The organism is Boseongicola sp., assembly GCF_057460485.1.
In genome coordinates, this window is the sequence record NZ_JBVCWP010000057.1 from 1 (window position 1) to 17,449 (window position 17,449).

A 17,449-nucleotide genomic window follows, 5' to 3' on the forward strand; every position below is an offset into this window, starting at 1 on the left:
AGTACCGGATGCGGTCGCTGTAACTATAGGTTCTGAGCTGCGCAATCTGCTCGTCCGAGCCGCCGTAGTAATCCTTCCAGTAGCCTGGGCTTTGGGTCATGAGATCCTCAATGACCTCCCGGATGCGCGATGGTCGCGCAGGCTTGATTTGGGCTTCGATATCCGCCAGAGCCCAGACAGCCTCGCGAAAGCGGAACGTCAGTTCCGGGCCGACTTTGAGAAAAAAGAAGTGGCTCTTGACCAGCGCCGCCAGTGCCTCCGTCGGTTGGTAATCCGTTGAGTGCGCCTCGAAAGTCAACGCGTTCTCGGTCAGAATCGCGTCGCTGAGAGGCTGCGCCTTTTCCGGCACGAAGGGAAAGATCGAGGTGTGCCCGAAATCGACACCGGGCTGGGTGACGATCGACGCGATCCGTGCCCAAGCAGCCTCTAGCCCACGGGCGGCGAAGGCGTCGCGGTGAGTTCGGATGGTTGCCCTGAACCTGTCGACCGATGTGACGTCGAGCTCATCGGGTTCTTCAGTTTCGCCGCCCGGGATCGGGACCTCGGTGCCGATGATGTAGATGAGCTTTTCCGGCTCGGGCGCATGCGCCTCGGAAACGGCGCAAAGGTCTGCAGCTCGTTCGGCGACCTGCTCAAAGGTCGGGTTCGGCTCTCCGCCGCAGGCCATGCTGGCATCGATGTGAATCTTCTGGAACCCGGCCTCGACGTATTGTTTCACCAGCTCGCGGGCTTTTCCCATCGCGCTGTCAATGGGTTCCGATTTCCATGGGTTCGGCCCAAGGTGATCGCCGCCCAGGATTAACTGGTCCATCGGAACGCCAGCCCTATCTGCCAAGCCGCGCAGCCAGGACATGAAGTCGGCGGCGGTCATGCCTGTGTAGCCGCCGTCCTGATTGACTTGGTTGCAGGTTGCTTCGATCACGGTCGGGAACCCGGTTTTTGCGGCATAAGAAAGCACTGCCCGCAGGACGTATTCGTTCGCGGTACAGAAACAGGGCAGCCCAACTGCCTGCCCGGCGCGGTTCTTGGCTATAAGGTCTTTAACGTCGATCATACGGGCGCTTCCTTCGATCGGGCGCGATTCAAAAATGCCGCTATTTCGGCGGGGCCAGAATTTCCTTCCATTGGTCCGCGCCGCGTGACCGCAATGGCACCTGCCGCGTTCGCCTGAACGCCAGCATCCCGCAACGATGCCCCTTGCGCCAAAAGCGAAACAAATGTTCCGCCGAAGCAGTCACCGGCACCAGTCGGATCGACCTCTATGACAGCGTGCCCCGGAAAATCGAGCCGTTCTCCGTTGCCAACAACTGTCGCCCCGCCTGCGCCGCGTTTGATGACGATCACCTCGGCTTTAGCCTTCAACAGATGCTCAATCGCGGCGTCTTCGGACAGGTTTGGAAGCAGAAACTCAAGGTCGCTTGTGCTGGGCATCAGACAAAAGGCGCAGTCCATGACCTCTGCAAGGCAGTCGCGCACTGCAGCGTCGCGCATCAGTTCCGGACGGGCGTTGGGATCACAGGTAATCTTTCCACCCGCGGCATCAATTTCACGTACCGAGGACATGATCATTTCGCGCATGGCTGCGTTTCCAAGAGATGCCGCCGAGACATGCAGATAGATGGTCGCTGGATCCAGAATATTTTTGGGCAGTTGGAAGTGATCCGCTGCAGTGTTCGTCAAGTGAAAGATGAAATCGCGACTGCCGTCATCGTAGTAAGAAACGAAGGCAACGCCGGTGCTGAGGCCGGACGATGTTGTCACACCCCGAATACCAACGCCGTCCTCGGACAGACGCTGCAAAACTGCGCGGCCAAAGCCATCATCGCCGACACCACCGATCATCTCTGTCGTCGCCCCCATCCGAGCGGCCTGGTCAAGAAAGATAGCGGGAGCACCGCTGGGGTAGGGGCCCGAGTAGTCACCGATTTGTTGAAGGCCACAGTTTGGGCGATGCGACACAAACTCGACAAGGATTTCCCCAACCGTCGCTATTTTCGTCATCAGTACCCCAAGGGTTATTGCGCTTGAGGCTGGCAATGCCGGCAGGGCATGCTGGCCAATATCTAGCGGAAGCGCACTCAGATTGTCTGTTGACGATTGTCATCGCTGGAGCCTACTGTCAATCTCAAACATGGCGCGCGTAAAGATTTAGGGAGTGCTGGGGTGTTCTGCTTGGCGCGCATGATCGCGGTATTGAATGACATCGCATAGGGAGCCGAGGACTGTTCGTATGACTGGACGCAGAATCAAGAATATGGATGAGTTCGCGAAGCTCAGCGATATTTCACGACCGACGTTGTCCAAATATTTCAATGACGCCGAGAGTGTGCGAAAGTCATCGCGTGTCAAAATTGAGGCCGCGCTGGAGAAGTTTGATTATCGTCCGAATATGTTTGCGATCAACCAGAACCGCAAGCTGACCAAGACGATTGGCATCGTCGTACCCTATCTGGCTGACCCGTTCTTTTCCGAGATCGTGCGCAGAATCGAGCGACGTTGCATTGATGCGGGGTTTTGGCCCGTTGTCTTCAGCGCCCATGGTCAGAAAGGCCTGGAAAGCAATGCATTGGCGATATTGCAGTCGCTCAGGCCTGCGGGTGCTTTGATTGCCCCGCTTGGTCGCCACTCTGATTTCGAAGTCGTTCAGCAGTTCACCAAAGAAGTACCGACCGTCGTTTTTGATAGTAACGTGGATGTTGGAAGGGCCTTTGTGGGATCAAACAATTCCCAGAGTATAGGTCTGATCGTTGACTACCTTTGTCGAACAGGTGAGCCGCCCTGTTTCCTTGAAATGCCGCCGGTTAATCCCAACGCAAACAAAAGAAGAGATGCTTATGTTCAGGCTATGGAGCGCCTGGGCCACGACCCTCAGGTACTTCGCGCTGATGGAACAGGTTGGGAATTTGAGCGGATCGGTCTTGAAGCGGGTATGCGACTGATCACAACTCGATCCCTGCCATCCGAGACCATCCTTTGCTCTAACGATCGACTGGCCATTGGGCTTCTCGCGGCAGCTTATCAAAAAGGACTGCGCGTGGGTCATGGTCCTGGCTGTGCGTTGCGTGTTGCGGGTCATGATGACCATCCATGGTCTCAGTTTACCTGCCCGCCGCTCACGACGGTTGCTCAGGATTTCAACGCCATCGCTGAAAAAAGTGTTGAAACGCTCTTCGAGATTATCAAAAATAATAGCACGATCACTGATCGTCCAGAGTTTGTGTTCGACGGAAGATTGGTGTTGAGGGCGTCTGCATGAGCCAGCGTTGCGAGTGGAGAAATGTTTACGCGAGTAAAATTAATATTTGACTGGTGTGATGATGTGTTCTAAGACATTTTCAATCCAGCAAACCTAGGGAGGAAATTGGATGAAACTGAAAAACGCACTTTTTGGCGCGACGGCGCTTGTGTCGGTCGCATCGACCGCAGTCATTGCCGAAGAAATCACAATCGCGACGGTAAACAACGCCGACATGATCACCATGCAAGAGCTTGCTCCTGCTTGGGAAGAAGCAACAGGCAACACGATCAATTGGGTTGTCCTCGAAGAAAACGTACTTCGTCAGCGCACAACGACTGACATCGCGACGGGCGGTGGCTCGTTCGACGTAATGTTCATCGGCGCTTATGAAACACCAATCTGGGGCGCCAAAGGCTGGCTGACACCGCTGGACGATTTCGCTGACGATGCCGACTACGATCTGGAAGACATCTTCCAGCTGGTCCGCAACGGCCTGTCTGCAGACGGCAGCCTCTATGCAGTGCCTCTGTATTCTGAGACATCTTTCACATTCTATCGTGCGGACCTGTTCGAAGCAGCTGGCATCGAAGTGCCAACTGAGCAGATCACATACACACAGTTTGCAGAGATGGCGGCAAAGCTGCACGATCCAGACAATGGCGTATACGGTACATGCCAGCGCGGTAAAGCTGGCTGGGGTGAGAACATGGCATTCGTCGGTACAGTTGCAAACGCCTTTGGCGCGCGCTGGTTCGATGAAGAGTGGAACCCACAGCTTGATTCAGCTGAGTGGAACAACGCGATCACTTACTACGTCGATCTGATGATTGCTTCGGGCCCTCCCGGTGCTTCTGCAAACGGCCACAACGAAAACCGCGCTTTGTTCAAAGAAGGTAAGTGCGCCACTTGGGTTGACGCGACATCCGCTGCTGGCGACGTTCGCAACCCAGCCACATCCAGCGTAGCTGACACGACTGAATTCTTCAAAGCACCAATGGAAGTCACAGACAAAGGAACTGGATGGTTCTGGTCTTGGGCACTGGCAATCCCAGCAAGTTCTCAGAAAGCTGACACCGCTAAAGACTTCCTGAAGTGGGCTACATCGAAAGAGTACTTCACATCTGTCGGTGAATCCAAAGGCTGGGTCGCTGTTCCAAGCGGCACACGTCAGTCGGTAGAAGAGGATGCGCGTCGGGTTGAGGCAGCTCCTTTTGCCCCGGCAGTCGTAGACGCAATCCTTTCGGTTGATCCTGCAGACCCAACACTGCTTCCTGTTCCTTACACAGGCGTTCAGTTCGTTGCGATCGAAGAGTTCCAAGGCATTGGTAACTACGTCGGTCAGCAGGTCGCCGCTGCTCTGGCTGGTCAATCGACCGTCGAAGAAGCGCTGGCAAACAGCCAAACTTTCGCGGTCCGTGAAATGACCCGCGCTGGTTACATTAAATAAGTTCCTTCCTGGAACTTGGGTCGGGGCGTGTTGCCCCGGCCCAAACTTCATTTTACCAACGCTACCTTAGTATTTCGGCAAAGATCGGCTTGGTCTTTCTTCAAGTGCCAATATGCTAATCTTCGAGGGGGAGATTGCGCGTGTCGACAAAAGCATCCAGAACAGCCGCACGACTAATGATTTCGCCCGCAGTCATTCTGCTTTTGGGTTGGATGATCATCCCGCTTGTGATGACGCTCTACTTCTCGTTCCTACGCTACAATCTGCTACAGCCGGGCTCGACCCCGTTCGTCGGGTTGGAAAACTACTATTGGTTCTTCACTGACCCGAGCTTTAGCGCGGCGATGTTCAACACGCTTTTCCTTGTGGGGGGCGTGCTGACAATCACCACGATTGGCGGAATTTGTTTCGCGTTGCTGCTGGACCGTCCGATGTTTGGCACTGGCCTTATTCGCATAATGGTCATTGCCCCGTTCTTCGTCATGCCAACCGTTTCTGGCCTTGTTTGGAAGAACATGTTCATGAATCCCGTGAACGGCATCTTTGCGGCTATAGCCAAAACGTTTGGATTTCAGCCGATCGATTTCTTTGGTCAAATTCCGCTCATATCGATCATCTTCATTGTCTCGTGGATGTGGCTGCCGTTTGCGACCCTGATCCTGCTGACTGCGCTGCAATCGCTGGACCAAGAACAAATGGAAGCCGCTGAAATGGATGGCGCCAGCTGGATCAACCAGTTCTGGCATCTGATCCTGCCGCATATGGCGCGGGCGATCACGGTTGTGATCCTGATCCAGACGATTTTCTTGTTGTCGATCTTCGCTGAAATTCTTGTGACCACAAATGGGGGCCCGGGGACTGCGACGACGAACCTGACGTACCTTGTCTATGTATCTTCCCTGCTGCAATTCGATGTGGGCTTGGGCAGTGCCGGTGGTGTCGTTGCCATCATCCTTGCCAACATTGTTGCGATCTTCCTGATGCGGATGATCGGCAAAAACCTCGACGCCTAAAGGAGAGACGATATGGCCCGCGCAGTCTCAAACCAAAAAAAGGTCGCGAATACGGCAATCGCCGGAACCCTTGGCTTGATGATGTTCTTTCCGATCCTTTGGATCCTGATCCTGTCATTTAAGACGGAAGAGGACGCGGTCCGCGCGCCGCTGGAGGTTCTGTTTAACTCAGGATGGTCCGTGAACGGCTATCTTGAGGTCAACGCAAGGTCGGATTACTTCAAGTTCTTCATGAACTCGGTTATCATTTCGGTAGGTTCCACAGTCTTGGGGTTGCTGGTCGCCGTACCCGCCGCCTGGTCGATGGCCTTTGTGCCGGCCAAGCAAACCAAAAACGTGTTGATGTGGATGCTGTCGACCAAGATGCTGCCACCCGTGGGCGTGTTGATCCCGATTTATCTGATTTGCATTCAGTTCGACATTCTAGATAACCGTGCGATGCTGGTGTTCGTTTTGATGATGATCAACCTGCCGATCATCGTCTGGATGCTTTATACCTACTTTAAGGAAATCCCTGTTGAAATCCTTGAAGCGGCGCGGATGGATGGCGCCACGCTTCGTGACGAGATAATCTATGTTCTGACGCCGATGGCTATCCCTGGAATCGCGTCAACCGTGTTGCTCAACATTATTCTAGCTTGGAACGAAGCCTTCTGGACGCTCAATCTAACTGCGGCCAAAGCGGCCCCTTTGACCGCTTTCATCGCCAGTTATTCAAGTCCGGAAGGCCTGTTTTACGCGAAACTTAGCGCGGCCTCAATCATGGCCATCGCGCCGATCCTCATCATGGGCTGGTTCAGCCAGAAACAACTTGTCCGGGGTCTCACCTTCGGTGCTGTAAAGTAAGGAATAAGACTATGGGACGCATACAGCTTAAGCAGGTGCAAAAGAAATTTGGCGACGTCGAAGTCATCCCGCCTTTGGATCTTGAGATCAACGACGGCGAGTTCGTGGTTTTCGTCGGCCCCTCGGGCTGCGGCAAGTCCACGTTGCTGCGCCTGATCGCCGGACTGGAAGACACAACGTCCGGCACGATTGAAATCGACGGTGAAGATGCAACCGGCCTGCCCCCTGCCAAGCGCCGCCTTGCGATGGTGTTCCAAAGCTATGCTTTGTACCCACATATGTCGGTCCGCAAAAACATCGCCTTTCCAATGAAGATGGCGAAGATGAGCCAGGAAGAACAGGACAAGCGTATTGCTTCTGCTGCCAAGGCGCTGAACCTGACGGACTATCTGGATCGTCGACCTGGGCAACTTTCCGGTGGACAGCGTCAACGCGTGGCCATCGGACGCGCTATTGTACGCGAACCAGCGGCGTTCCTGTTTGACGAACCTTTGTCCAACCTCGACGCAGCCCTTCGAGTAGGCATGCGGATGGAAATCAGCGAGCTTCACAAAAAGCTTGATACCACAATGGTCTACGTCACCCACGACCAGGTTGAAGCGATGACAATGGCTAACAAGATAGTTGTATTGCAGGCAGGTGTGATCGAACAGGTCGGAAGCCCGCTCGAACTGTACCGTACCCCCCGCAACAAGTTCGTCGGTGGCTTTATCGGTTCGCCAAAAATGAACCAGATGGAAGGTCCCGAGGCCGCCAAGCATAACGCCACGACAATCGGCATCCGGCCCGAACATATCGCCGTTTCTGACACGACTGGCGATTGGAAGGGCACCGTTGGCGTGTCCGAACGCTTGGGCAGCGATACCTTCTTCCATGTCAATGTCGATGGCTTTGCCGAACCCCTTACCGTGCGCGCGACCGGCGACGTCGCCATGGGCCATGGCGATACAATCTATCTGACGCCCGATCCGGCCCTCATTCACAAGTTCGACGACAAAGGACTTCGTATCGAATGAAGCGGCTCGAAGGGAAAGTGGCACTGATCACCGGCGGCGCCCGGGGCATTGGGCGCGCCATCTGTGAAGCTTACGCCGCCGCAGGCGCGAATGTCGCCGTGGCGGACCTGTTGGAAGACGACGCCAAGGCCACCGCAGAGGCTCTTGGGGCACAGGGCATGGCTGTAAAGATGAACGTCACCGACCTTGACTCGATCACCCGTGGCGTGGCCGCAGTGGAAGCGGAGTGGGGCGGCATAGATATCCTCGTCAACAACGCCGGAATCTTCAACATGGCCTCGATCGACAAGGTCACGCACGCCGATTACCGCCGCCAGTACGATGTGAACGTCGGCGGCACGATCTTTGCCATTCAGGCCGTCGTGCCCAGCATGAAAAAGCGCGGTGGTGGTGCGATCATCAACTTCTCGTCGCAAGCCGGACGGCGCGGTGAGGCAAATGTCATGCTCTACTGCTCGACGAAGGCGGCAGTCATCTCGATAACCCAGTCGATGGCACTGGAACTTGCAGGCGATAACATCCGCGTTAACGCCGTCGCCCCCGGCGTTATCGACACGCCAATGTGGGATGTCGTGGACGCCCAGTTCGCAGAATATGAGAATAAGCCGAAGGGTCAGAAGAAACGCGAAGTCGGCGAAGCGGTGCCTTTGGGGCGCATGGGCGCCCCTGCAGACGTGGCGGACCCTTGTGTCTTCCTTGCCTCAGACGACGCACGTTACATCACCGCCCAGACGCTGAACGTCGACGGCGGCAACTGGATGAGCTGAGATGAAGCTGTCCAATACCACTTTGCAAAAATTGCCAGATGGAATAGCGCGCCCGAGTTATGACCGATCCGCCCTGACAGCGGGTATCGTTCATATCGGTCTGGGCAACTTCCACCGCGCGCATCAGGCCTGGTATCTGCACCGGCTTATGCAACAGGGAAGGGCGCATGACTGGGCCATCATCGGCGCAGGCGTCAGGGCCTTCGACGCAGCACAGCGCGAGCGCTTGCTCGCACAGGACTGCCTGACCACGCTGATCGAGTTGTCGCCCGAGGGCATCTCGGCCGAAGTCATCGGCTCGATGGTCGACTATGTCGAGATCGCTGAAGGCAACGGCCCGCTGATCGCGCGCATGACCGATCCGGCGATCCGGATCGTGGCGCTGACTGTGACCGAGGGCGGCTATTACATCGACCCGGTGAGCAAGGGCTTTGACGCGAAACATCCAGACATTATCCATGACGCCGCCAACCCTGATACACCCCGCACCGCCTTTGGCGCGATGGTCCAGGCACTTCGCCAGCGCCGCGCCGCGGGCACTGGGCCGTTCACTGGCCAAAGCTGTGACAACCTGCAGGGCAATGGCGCGATCCTGCGCCAGACGGTCGTGTCGCTTGCTCGCCTGTCCGATCCTGACCTCGCTATCTGGATCGACACGAACTGCACCTTTCCCAACTCGATGGTCGACAGCATCGTCCCTGCCACCGGACCGAACGAGTTGAAACTTGTGCGCGAGTTGGGGATCGAAGACAACGCGCCCGTCACGCACGAGAATTTCCGCCAGTGGGTGATCGAGGATGATTTCTGCGCCGGACGCCCTGACTGGGACAAGGTTGGCGCGACATTCACAGATCTGGTGCACGACTACGAGACGATGAAGATCCGCGTCCTCAACGCAGGCCATCAGGTCATCGCCAATCCGGGCGAGGTTTTGTCGATCGAGACCATCTCGGGCTGCATGGACCACCCGTTGATCAATGCGCTGTTTCGCAAGGTCGAAATCGAGGAAATCGCACCGCACATCAAGCCAGTACCGGGTATGGAACCCGCCGATTACGTTGACCTGATCGCCACGCGGTTCGCCAACTCCAAAATCGTCGACACCACCCGCCGCGTCGCCTTTGACGGCTCGTCCCGCCACACCGGATTCCTGCTGCCGATCCTGCGCGAGGGGCTGGCGGATGGCACCTCGGTCAACGGGCTGGCCCTGGTAGAAGCGATCTGGGCGCGCATGTGTGAAGGCACACGCGAGGATGGCTCGACCATCGAACCCAACGATCCCTTCTGGGACGACCTACGCAATGTGGCCAAGGCCGCCAAAACCGACCCGGGCGCCTGGCTGGCACAAAAGAACATCTACGGCGATCTGGCGGAGCAGCCCCGCTTTGCGGATGCGTTCGAGGATTGGTTGCGGAAGATCTGGGCTGATGGACTGACCGCGACCCTGGAAACCTACGTCTAGAGATTACATACTGCGAGAGGATCCGGATTTGAAAGCTATCAGCTATCCCGCAAGGAACGAAGTCGTGTTCGCATCCCTCCCTGATCCGGTTGCGGGTGCGGGCGAGGTTATCATTCAAGTCAAAGCCAGTGGCATCTGCCATACGGATTTTGAGGTGCTGAAAGCCAACTATGGCACCTCGACGTTCCCCATAGTCCCGGGCCACGAATACGCAGGCATCGTTGCTGACGTGGGGCCAGGTGTGACCGAAGTGGCCATTGGTGATCGCGTGGTCGTCGACCCAAACATCGAATGCGGCAGCTGCCGGGCCTGTCGCCGCGGTTGGGCCCATTTGTGCGAAACGCTTGGCGCTAACGGAGTGACCCGCAACGGCGGCTTTGCCGAATTGAGCGTCGTCAAGGCCACTTCGCTGCATCCAATAGGCGACCTGACGTTCACCACCGCTGCTTTGGCTGAACCCATGGGCTGTGCGCTGAATGGTGTCGGGGCAGTGCATGAGCCCTGGATGGAAACCGCTCTGATCTTCGGTGCTGGTCCGATGGGTCTGCTCATTGGGATCGCGCTCAAAAATCACGGCATCCTCGACATCGCGTTTGCCGACATTGACGACACGCGGCTTGAGCTCGCTGAAAGTTTCGGCTTTGGCGCGGTGGCCTCTGGCTCTGCAGATCTTGAGAAATTGCACCAAGGCGTCGACCTTGCAGTTGACGCCACTGGCGTGTCTGCGGTCGCAGGCAGACTGGCCCACTTCATCGCCAACGGAGGCAAGGGGTTGTTCTTTGGCGTCTGCCCGTCAGACGCTCGGATCGAAATCTCACCATTCGAAGTCTTCCGCCGCCAGCTGACACTTGCGGGCTCCCATTCCCTGAACCATAACATCCCCAAAGCACTTGATATGATTGCGACTTTCGGCCCCGGCATAGAGCGGATCGTGTCCCATCAAATGTCCTTGGAACAGGTTTCAAAGGTGTTGAGTGATGGCGCACCAAAGCGAAGTCTTAAAATTCAGGCTGTGACGTCATAGGCGAAGCTCAGGCCAGGTTGACAGCCTTGCCTGAGCCAGCAATTTCGTGCCGTAAATTTGCTGCCAACTCCATGTCATCTCTCTGAACAAGGCCCCATCGCTTCACACCCGCAGCAAAAGTCCGATCTCCGCCCGTCCCGTCGGTGAGCGCCGGTCGAAAGTGAACGTCGGCTTTGCCATGCGGTTTTAGCCGGTCGATGCAACACATGCATTGAAACGCTCCGCGGTATTGCCGCCCTCAGCCACCAGAGTGTGTCATTTCTCAGGGTTGATGGCATGCGGAATTGCGCTGCCTCAATTCGGAGGTCAACGCGATGGTATCACAGGATAGACATTCATTCTCAAAGGATTGTCTTCGTGGTCTGCAGGCTAGTCGGCGGCGCGGAACCACGCGACAATTGCGCCGCGGCTTTCGTCGTCCATCTCGAAGGCATTGGGCGGCGGCATTGCGTGACTTACGCCGGCCTGAAGGAAGATCGCCTTTGCATGGCGCGCGACGTCGCTTTTCGTTTCGAGCGCAACGCCTTTTGGGGCCCATCGAATGCCGTCCCAGACTGGTTCTCTTGAGTGACACATCGAGCAGTTACCGATGACGGCGTCGTAGGCGGCGTCATATCCGGCGGCAGACGCGAACTTCTCTTCATACGGGGTAAGAGCGCGTGCGTCGGCTTCCTCGTAGGTGTCGTGCATACCAGCGGTTGAGAGCCACGCGATGACGATGAAAAGGATGACAGTCACTGCCCAGGTCCAATGGGGGCCTTTGCCTGTGGCGTGCATCGTGTTGAAGTAGTGTCGGATTGTGACGCCGGTGAGGAACACGAGGCTTGCGATGATCCAGCTGTATTCTGTTGCAAACGAGAGAGGGTAGTGGTTGGAGAGCATCAAAAAAACGACAGGTAGCGTCAGGTAATTATTGTGCGTCGAGCGCAGTTTGGCGATTTTTCCGTACTTCGGGTCCGGGGTACGGCCTTCCTGCAGGTCTTTCACCACGATCCGCTGATTGGGCATGATGATGAAGAAAACGTTTGCGGTCATGATGGTTGCGGTGAACGCGCCAAGGTGCAGCAGTGCGGCGCGTCCCGTGAAAATCTCGTTATAGCCCCAGGACATGGCGACAAGGATGACGAAGAGAAGAAGCATCAAGGTGGTGGGTGTTTCACCAAGTTTGGATTTGCACAGGAAATCGTAGCAAACCCAGCCGATGGTGAGCGACCCGGCCGAGATCAGGACGCCTTGCCAAAGCGCGAGATCAGCTTTTGTCGGATCGAGAAGGAACAATTCTCCGCCGACCCAATACACGATCATCAAAAGGGCAGCGCCGGACAGCCATGTGGCGTAGCTTTCCCATTTGAACCAGACGAGATGTTCCGGCATGTTTTCGGGGGCCACTAGGTATTTCTGGATGTGATAGAAGCCGCCACCGTGCACTTGCCATTCTTCGCCATGCGCGCCAACGGGCAGGTGCGGCACTTTCTTAAGCCCAAGATCAAGGGCGACAAAGTAGAAAGACGAGCCAATCCAAGCGATTGCCGTAATCACGTGCAGCCAACGGACGGCAAAACCGACCCAATCCCACATCACCGCAAAATCATACATTGCTTGTCTCCAAAGGTGCGCATCCGAGCATACTAGTCGGCTCGTGATTACTCTGGTATCAACAGTAAAAGCCAAACAGCATCAAAAAAAGCCGAATAATGTCATACTTTGAGAATATCCGCACATTTGTCCGGGTCTACGAGCTGGGGAGCATGTCGGCGGCTGGTCGTGATTTGAGGATCTCGCCTGCTGTCACGTCAGCACGGATTTCGCAGTTGGAGGAGCATCTTAGCGTGCGGTTGTTCCAGCGGACGACACGCAGTTTGACGCCGACTGAGCAGGGAAAGGCGTTTTACACTGGCGCGTGCGAAGTTCTTGAATCGGTTGACAATGCCGAGGCTCGGGTCGTCAATATAACTGACAATCCCAAAGGTTCGCTTTTTGTGGCGGCTCCGCTTGGAGTGGGGCGGCGACTGCTTGCGCCGCATGTTCCGGCTTTTCTTGAGGCCTATCCTGAAGTCAATGTGCGGTTGCGTCTTACCGATCGCAAAGTGGATCTGACAACGGAAGGCTTGGATCTTGCGTTCTTTTTGGGTCAGCCGGAAGACAGCAATTTGCGCATCCGAAAGATCGCAGATGTGCAGCGCGTTTTCTGTGCGTCGCCGAGCTATGTCAGGGCGCGCGGATTTCCGAAAGACGGCGACGCGTTGGTCGCAGATAAGCACGAATGTCTGAACTTGAGGTTTCCCGGCGCACCGGAGTTTCAGTGGCGGGTGACCACCGAGGAGGGCCCAAAGCGTCTGCGTGTTTGGGGGCGTTACGAGTCTGACGACGGCGATGTTTTGACAGACTGGGCGCTATCTGGTCAAGGCGTCGCGATGAAACCGATTTTCGAGGTCGCCGATTATTTGAACGACGGGCGGTTGATGTCTGTTGCGACCAAAACCCCGCCTGAGCCTGTTCAGATGGCCTGCCTTTTTACGCATCGTCGACGGCAAGACCCCAAGGCGCGGCTATTTATGGAGTTTATGGTTGAACGTATCGGGGCCGAAATCTCAAAAGCCAACGAAAAGCTTTAGCTGCCACGGTAGGTCGCGTAGCCGAATGGCGAGAGCAGAAGTGGCACGTGGTAATGTGACGCCTCTGACATGCCAAAGCGGATGGGGATCAAATCGAGGAACCTGGGGCTTTCGTCTGGCACGCCGACTTTGTCGAGATAGGCCCCGGTGTGAAAGACGAGCTCGTAGGTCCCGACGGCAAATTCGCCCGCAGGCAGTATCTGTTCATCGGTTCGACCATCGCTGTTGGTGTTGAGCGTGCGCAGGTGAATGCGGCGTTCGTCTTCTAATCTGTATAAATCGATCTGAAGCCCTTCGGCAGGCTTTCCGTTTGAAGTGTCGAGGACGTGCGTTGTGAGATAACCGGCCATTTGATGCTCCGTGCGTTGCTTGATCCACCATCGCGATATGTGAGCCTGCACACAAACCATAGTGACGACTACAGTCTTTCAAAAATTTGTTGAAAAACATATTCATTGTTTTGGAATAGAACGTCTTAACTTTGATGGGGGATACCTGTGTCTCGATACCCGCGCGATATGACTGGCTACGCGAATTCTGTGCCTTCGGCGAACTGGCCGAATGGTGCTAAAATTGCTGTGCAGATTGTTGTGAACTACGAAGAAGGTGGCGAAAATAACATCTTGCACGGGGATGCAGCGTCTGAGGCGTTTCTGAGCGAGATCGTTGGCGCCGCGGCTTGGCCGGGGCAGCGGCATTGGAATATGGAATCGATGTACGAGTACGGGTCTCGTGCCGGGTTTTGGCGTCTACATCGTATGCTGAAGGACCTTCCGGTCACGGTTTATGGTGTTGCCACGGCATTGGCGCGGGCTCCGCATCAGGTGGCCGCAATGAAAACCTCAGGTTGGGAGATTGCCAGCCACGGGTTGAAGTGGATTGAATACAAGGATTTCAGTGAGGCTGACGAGCGGGCACATATGCTTGAGGCCATTGCGCTTCATACTGAGGTTGTTGGCGAGCGTCCGCATGGTTGGTATACGGGCCGGTGTTCTGAAAACACGGTGCGGCTGGCGGCAGAAGAGGGCGGATTTGCCTATGTGGCGGATTCGTACGCAGATGATCTGCCGTATTGGGCGGAGTTTGGTCGCCGCGACCAGCTGATCGTTCCTTATACGCTTGATTGCAACGACATGCGGTTTGCGACGCCTCAGGGGTTCAACTCGGGCGATCAATTCGAGACCTACCTGAAAGACAGCTTTGACGTTCTTTACGGCGAGGGCGAAGACGGTTCGCCAAAGATGTTGTCGATCGGGCTTCACTGTCGTCTTGCGGGGCGGCCCGGTCGGACGGCCGCGTTGAAGCGTGCTTTAGATTACATATCCTCACATGAGAGTGTGTGGTTTGCATCGCGACTGGAGATTGCACAACATTGGGCGACACATCATCCGGCAAACCGGATTGTCCGGCCATCAAAAATGGCCCGGGTCGAATTTGTCGCCGAGTTCGGCGGCATCTTTGAGCATTCGCCGTGGATCGCGGATGGCGCGTTTGATCTTGAGTTGGGTCCGACACATGACACTGCGACCGGCGTGCACAGTGCGCTAGCGCGGGTGTTTCGGACCGCATCAGAGGAAAAGCGCCTCGGTGTTTTAACAGCGCACCCCGATCTTGCGGGCAAATTGGCGCAAGCCAAGCGTCTGACAGAGGAGTCGACTGCCGAGCAGGCTTCGGTTGGTCTTGATGCGCTGACGGACGATGAGCGGGCGACATTTACCACGTTAAACGACGCTTATGTTTTGAGGTTTGGGTTTCCGTTCATCATTGCGGTGCGCGACAACACGAAAGCCTCTATTATGGCGGCGTTTGAGGCCCGGATCGAGAATGACCGCGACACCGAGTTCGCGGCCGCCTGCCGCCAGGTCGAACGCATCGCAGAGCTTCGTCTTATTGAGAAGTTTTCGGTGTGAGGGTTCCTATCCGCGTCCAGCGGCTGACCGCCGAAGCATTTGCCCCGTTTGGTGATGTGATCGAGGCGACGGGATCGCCCGACAAGATCATCAACCAGGGGCTTTGCGGCAGATTTCATGATCGTGCGGCTTTGGACTTCACTGATGGTCGGGCGGGTATCAGCCTGTTTAAGGCCGTACCGCGCGCGCTCCCTTTGAGGCTTGAAATGGTCGAGCGGCATCCGGACGGAAGTCAGGCGTTTATTCCGATGAGCGCGCACCCCTTTCTTGTCATTGTGGCCCGCGATGAAGGCGGCGTACCAGGCCGTCCGCAGGCGTTTCAAACGCAGATAGGGCAAGGAATTAACTACCATCGAGGGACGTGGCATGGAGTTTTGGCCCCGCTTTACGACCCCGGACTATTCGCCGTCATTGATCGAATTGGTGACGGCGATAACTTGGAAGAACACTGGTTCGAGACGCCATACGTGATCGAAACCGACAAAGAATGCGTCAGCGAGGGGCTGGCTCAATCATCGCATCAGGGAGAATAACTCATGGCCGATGTATCGATAGGGACGCCGGAACAACTTCGCGATCCCAACTACACTCCGGCGCTTCACCGTGCCATTCCGCTGGGTATCCAGCACGTTTTGGCAATGTTCGTTTCGAATGTTACGCCTGCTATCATCATTTCAGGTGCGGCCGGATTTGGCTTTGGATCGGATGCGGGAGCGCAAGGCTTCCCGGATATGACCTACCTTATCCAGATGTCGATGCTGTTTGCCGGTATCGCGACGCTTTTTCAGACGATCGGTTTTGGACCCGTTGGCGCGCGTTTGCCAATCGTTCAGGGGACGAGCTTTGCCTTTATTCCGATCATGATCCCGCTTGTTGCGGGCAAGGGTGTTGAGGCGCTTCCCGCGTTGTTTGGCGGTATCTTGATTGGTGGTCTGTTCCACGCATCATTGGGTTCAGTGATCGGCCGCATCCGTTTCGCTTTGCCGCCGCTTGTGACAGGTCTGGTTGTGACGATGATCGGTCTGGCACTGGTCAAAGTTGGTATTCAGTATTCGGCGGGTGGCATTCCCGCCATCAATCAGCCGGAATACGGTAGCCTTCTTAACTGGTCGGCCGCTTTGATCGTTGTTTTTGTCACGTTGGGCCTGAAGTTCTTTGCCCGCGGGATGATGTCTGTCTCAGCCGTTGTGATCGGTATTTTTGTCGGTTATCTTTACGCGCTGATGGTCGGCATGGTGACTTTTGAAGGCATCGGCACAAGCTGGGCGCGCGCGGCTCCTTTCGCTCTTCCCACGCCATTCAAGTATGGGTTCGAGTTCAGTTTTGCTGCAGTCATCGGTTTCTGTCTTATGGCCTTTGTGTCGGCAGTTGAAACTGTGGGCGACGTATCGGGTATCACAAAAGGCGGTGCAGGGCGCGAAGCAACCGACAAGGAAATCGAAGGCGCAACCTATGCCGACGGTATTGGCTCGGCTGTTGCTGGCATCTTTGGTGGCTTCCCGAACACGTCGTTCAGCCAGAACGTTGGCCTGATCGCGATGACCGGCGTTATGAGCCGCCATGTCGTGACAATCGGTGCGATTTTCCTGATCATTTGTGGTTTGATACCAAAGGTAGGTTCCGTCATTCGCACAATTCCGATCGAGGTGCTCGGCGGTGGCGTGATTGTGATGTTCGGTATGGTTGTAGCTGCAGGTATTTCGATGCTTTCGGACGTCAACTGGAACCGTCGCAACATGGTGATCTTTGCGATTGCTTTGTCCATTGGTCTTGGTCTGCAGCTTGATCCCAAGGCGGTTCAGTACCTGCCGGATACAATGCGTATCCTGATGACCAGTGGTCTTCTGCCAGCCGCGTTTATTGCGATTGTCTTGAACCTCGTGTTGCCGGAAGAGCTTTCGGATGAAGCAACCGAAGAGGTTTCGGGCGGTATGGCCGGGCATGGCGATGGCTCGTTGGCCAAAGACGATCACGTCTAAAGCCCTTTGGTAAATTAAAACGGGCCTTTGCAGTGAAAATTGCGAGGGCCTTTTTTGTGGGGCGAGGGTGGGTCTGATGGCTCGCTGGGGCAGCGGCACGCGCGTTAAGTGTTCGACGTCAAAGATAACATC

16 protein-coding genes are annotated in these 17,449 nt (G+C 56.0%); 12 read left to right on the plus strand and 4 right to left on the minus strand.

The genetic code is table 11. The features are described 5' to 3' along the window. The coding region (locus AC221Y_RS09125) for a class II D-tagatose-bisphosphate aldolase non-catalytic subunit (protein WP_486707208.1) at positions 1-1,054 on the minus strand (1,054 nt) is incomplete at its 3' end. Further along, positions 1,051-2,001, minus strand: a complete 951-nt coding sequence (locus tag AC221Y_RS09130; protein ID WP_299755731.1) for a carbohydrate kinase family protein — start codon at positions 1,999-2,001, stop codon at positions 1,051-1,053. The genes AC221Y_RS09125 and AC221Y_RS09130, both read right to left, overlap by 4 nt. 229 nt (positions 2,002-2,230) lie before the next feature. On the opposite strand from AC221Y_RS09130, the gene AC221Y_RS09135 reads away from it, so the two are divergent. The 8 genes from AC221Y_RS09135 (at position 2,231) to AC221Y_RS09170 (ending at position 10,813) form a co-directional block, all read left to right on the plus strand. Then, positions 2,231-3,256, plus strand: a complete 1,026-nt coding sequence (locus AC221Y_RS09135; RefSeq protein ID WP_299755733.1) for a LacI family DNA-binding transcriptional regulator — start codon at positions 2,231-2,233, stop codon at positions 3,254-3,256. Positions 3,257-3,365: 109 nt separating this feature from the next. Further along, positions 3,366-4,685, plus strand: coding sequence for an ABC transporter substrate-binding protein (locus AC221Y_RS09140; RefSeq protein ID WP_299755735.1), 1,320 nt, complete (start codon positions 3,366-3,368; stop codon positions 4,683-4,685). A 140-nt stretch (positions 4,686-4,825) separates the two neighbouring features. Then, entirely contained in the window at positions 4,826-5,698 is an 873-nt protein-coding gene (locus AC221Y_RS09145) for a carbohydrate ABC transporter permease (RefSeq protein ID WP_299753975.1), read from the plus strand. Positions 5,699-5,710: 12 nt separating this feature from the next. Continuing rightward, positions 5,711-6,544 carry a carbohydrate ABC transporter permease gene (locus AC221Y_RS09150; protein ID WP_299753974.1) on the plus strand — a complete coding sequence of 278 codons (834 nt, stop codon included), beginning with the start codon at positions 5,711-5,713 and terminating at the stop codon, positions 6,542-6,544. An 11-nt stretch (positions 6,545-6,555) separates the two neighbouring features. Further along, positions 6,556-7,560: an ABC transporter ATP-binding protein gene (locus AC221Y_RS09155; protein WP_299753973.1), complete on the plus strand. Its 1,005-nt coding sequence runs from the start codon at positions 6,556-6,558 to the stop codon at positions 7,558-7,560. Continuing rightward, positions 7,557-8,327, plus strand: coding sequence for an L-iditol 2-dehydrogenase (locus tag AC221Y_RS09160; RefSeq protein ID WP_486707209.1), 771 nt, complete (start codon positions 7,557-7,559; stop codon positions 8,325-8,327). The genes AC221Y_RS09155 and AC221Y_RS09160 overlap by 4 nt, the downstream gene beginning before the upstream one ends. 1 nt (position 8,328) lies before the next feature. After that, positions 8,329-9,789: a mannitol dehydrogenase family protein gene (locus tag AC221Y_RS09165; RefSeq protein ID WP_299757962.1), complete on the plus strand. Its 1,461-nt coding sequence runs from the start codon at positions 8,329-8,331 to the stop codon at positions 9,787-9,789. A gap of 64 nt (positions 9,790-9,853) precedes the next feature. Next, complete coding sequence (locus tag AC221Y_RS09170; RefSeq protein ID WP_299757960.1) at positions 9,854-10,813, plus strand: alcohol dehydrogenase catalytic domain-containing protein; 960 nt, start codon at positions 9,854-9,856, stop codon at positions 10,811-10,813. 369 nt (positions 10,814-11,182) lie between these two features. Here AC221Y_RS09170 and AC221Y_RS09175 read toward each other — a convergent pair whose 3' ends face one another. Beyond that, complete coding sequence (locus AC221Y_RS09175; RefSeq protein WP_299757958.1) at positions 11,183-12,409, minus strand: urate hydroxylase PuuD; 1,227 nt, start codon at positions 12,407-12,409, stop codon at positions 11,183-11,185. Positions 12,410-12,507: 98 nt separating this feature from the next. On the opposite strand from AC221Y_RS09175, the gene AC221Y_RS09180 reads away from it, so the two are divergent. Beyond that, on the plus strand, positions 12,508-13,428 hold the full coding sequence (locus tag AC221Y_RS09180; protein WP_299757955.1) for a LysR family transcriptional regulator: 921 nt from the start codon (positions 12,508-12,510) through the stop codon (positions 13,426-13,428). On the opposite strand, the gene uraH is transcribed toward AC221Y_RS09180, so the two are convergent. Next, complete coding sequence (gene uraH / locus AC221Y_RS09185) at positions 13,425-13,778, minus strand: hydroxyisourate hydrolase (protein ID WP_299757952.1); 354 nt, start codon at positions 13,776-13,778, stop codon at positions 13,425-13,427. The two genes, AC221Y_RS09180 and uraH, sit on opposite strands and share 4 nt — an antisense overlap. Before the next feature lie 147 nt (positions 13,779-13,925). Here uraH and puuE point away from each other — a divergent pair, with 147 nt between their 5' ends. The 3 genes from puuE to AC221Y_RS09200 are packed head-to-tail and all read left to right on the plus strand — an operon-like array spanning position 13,926 to position 17,317. After that, the gene (puuE, locus tag AC221Y_RS09190; protein WP_299757949.1) at positions 13,926-15,338 is read left to right on the plus strand and encodes an allantoinase PuuE; all 1,413 of its coding nucleotides are present in this window, start codon (positions 13,926-13,928) and stop codon (positions 15,336-15,338) included. After that, a complete protein-coding gene (locus tag AC221Y_RS09195) occupies positions 15,335-15,871 on the plus strand; it encodes an ureidoglycolate lyase (protein WP_299757946.1) in 537 nt (178 codons plus the stop codon). The genes puuE and AC221Y_RS09195 overlap by 4 nt, the downstream gene beginning before the upstream one ends. A gap of 3 nt (positions 15,872-15,874) precedes the next feature. Further along, on the plus strand, positions 15,875-17,317 hold the full coding sequence (locus AC221Y_RS09200) for a uracil-xanthine permease family protein (protein WP_299757943.1): 1,443 nt from the start codon (positions 15,875-15,877) through the stop codon (positions 17,315-17,317). Positions 17,318-17,449: the final 132 nt, after the last annotated feature.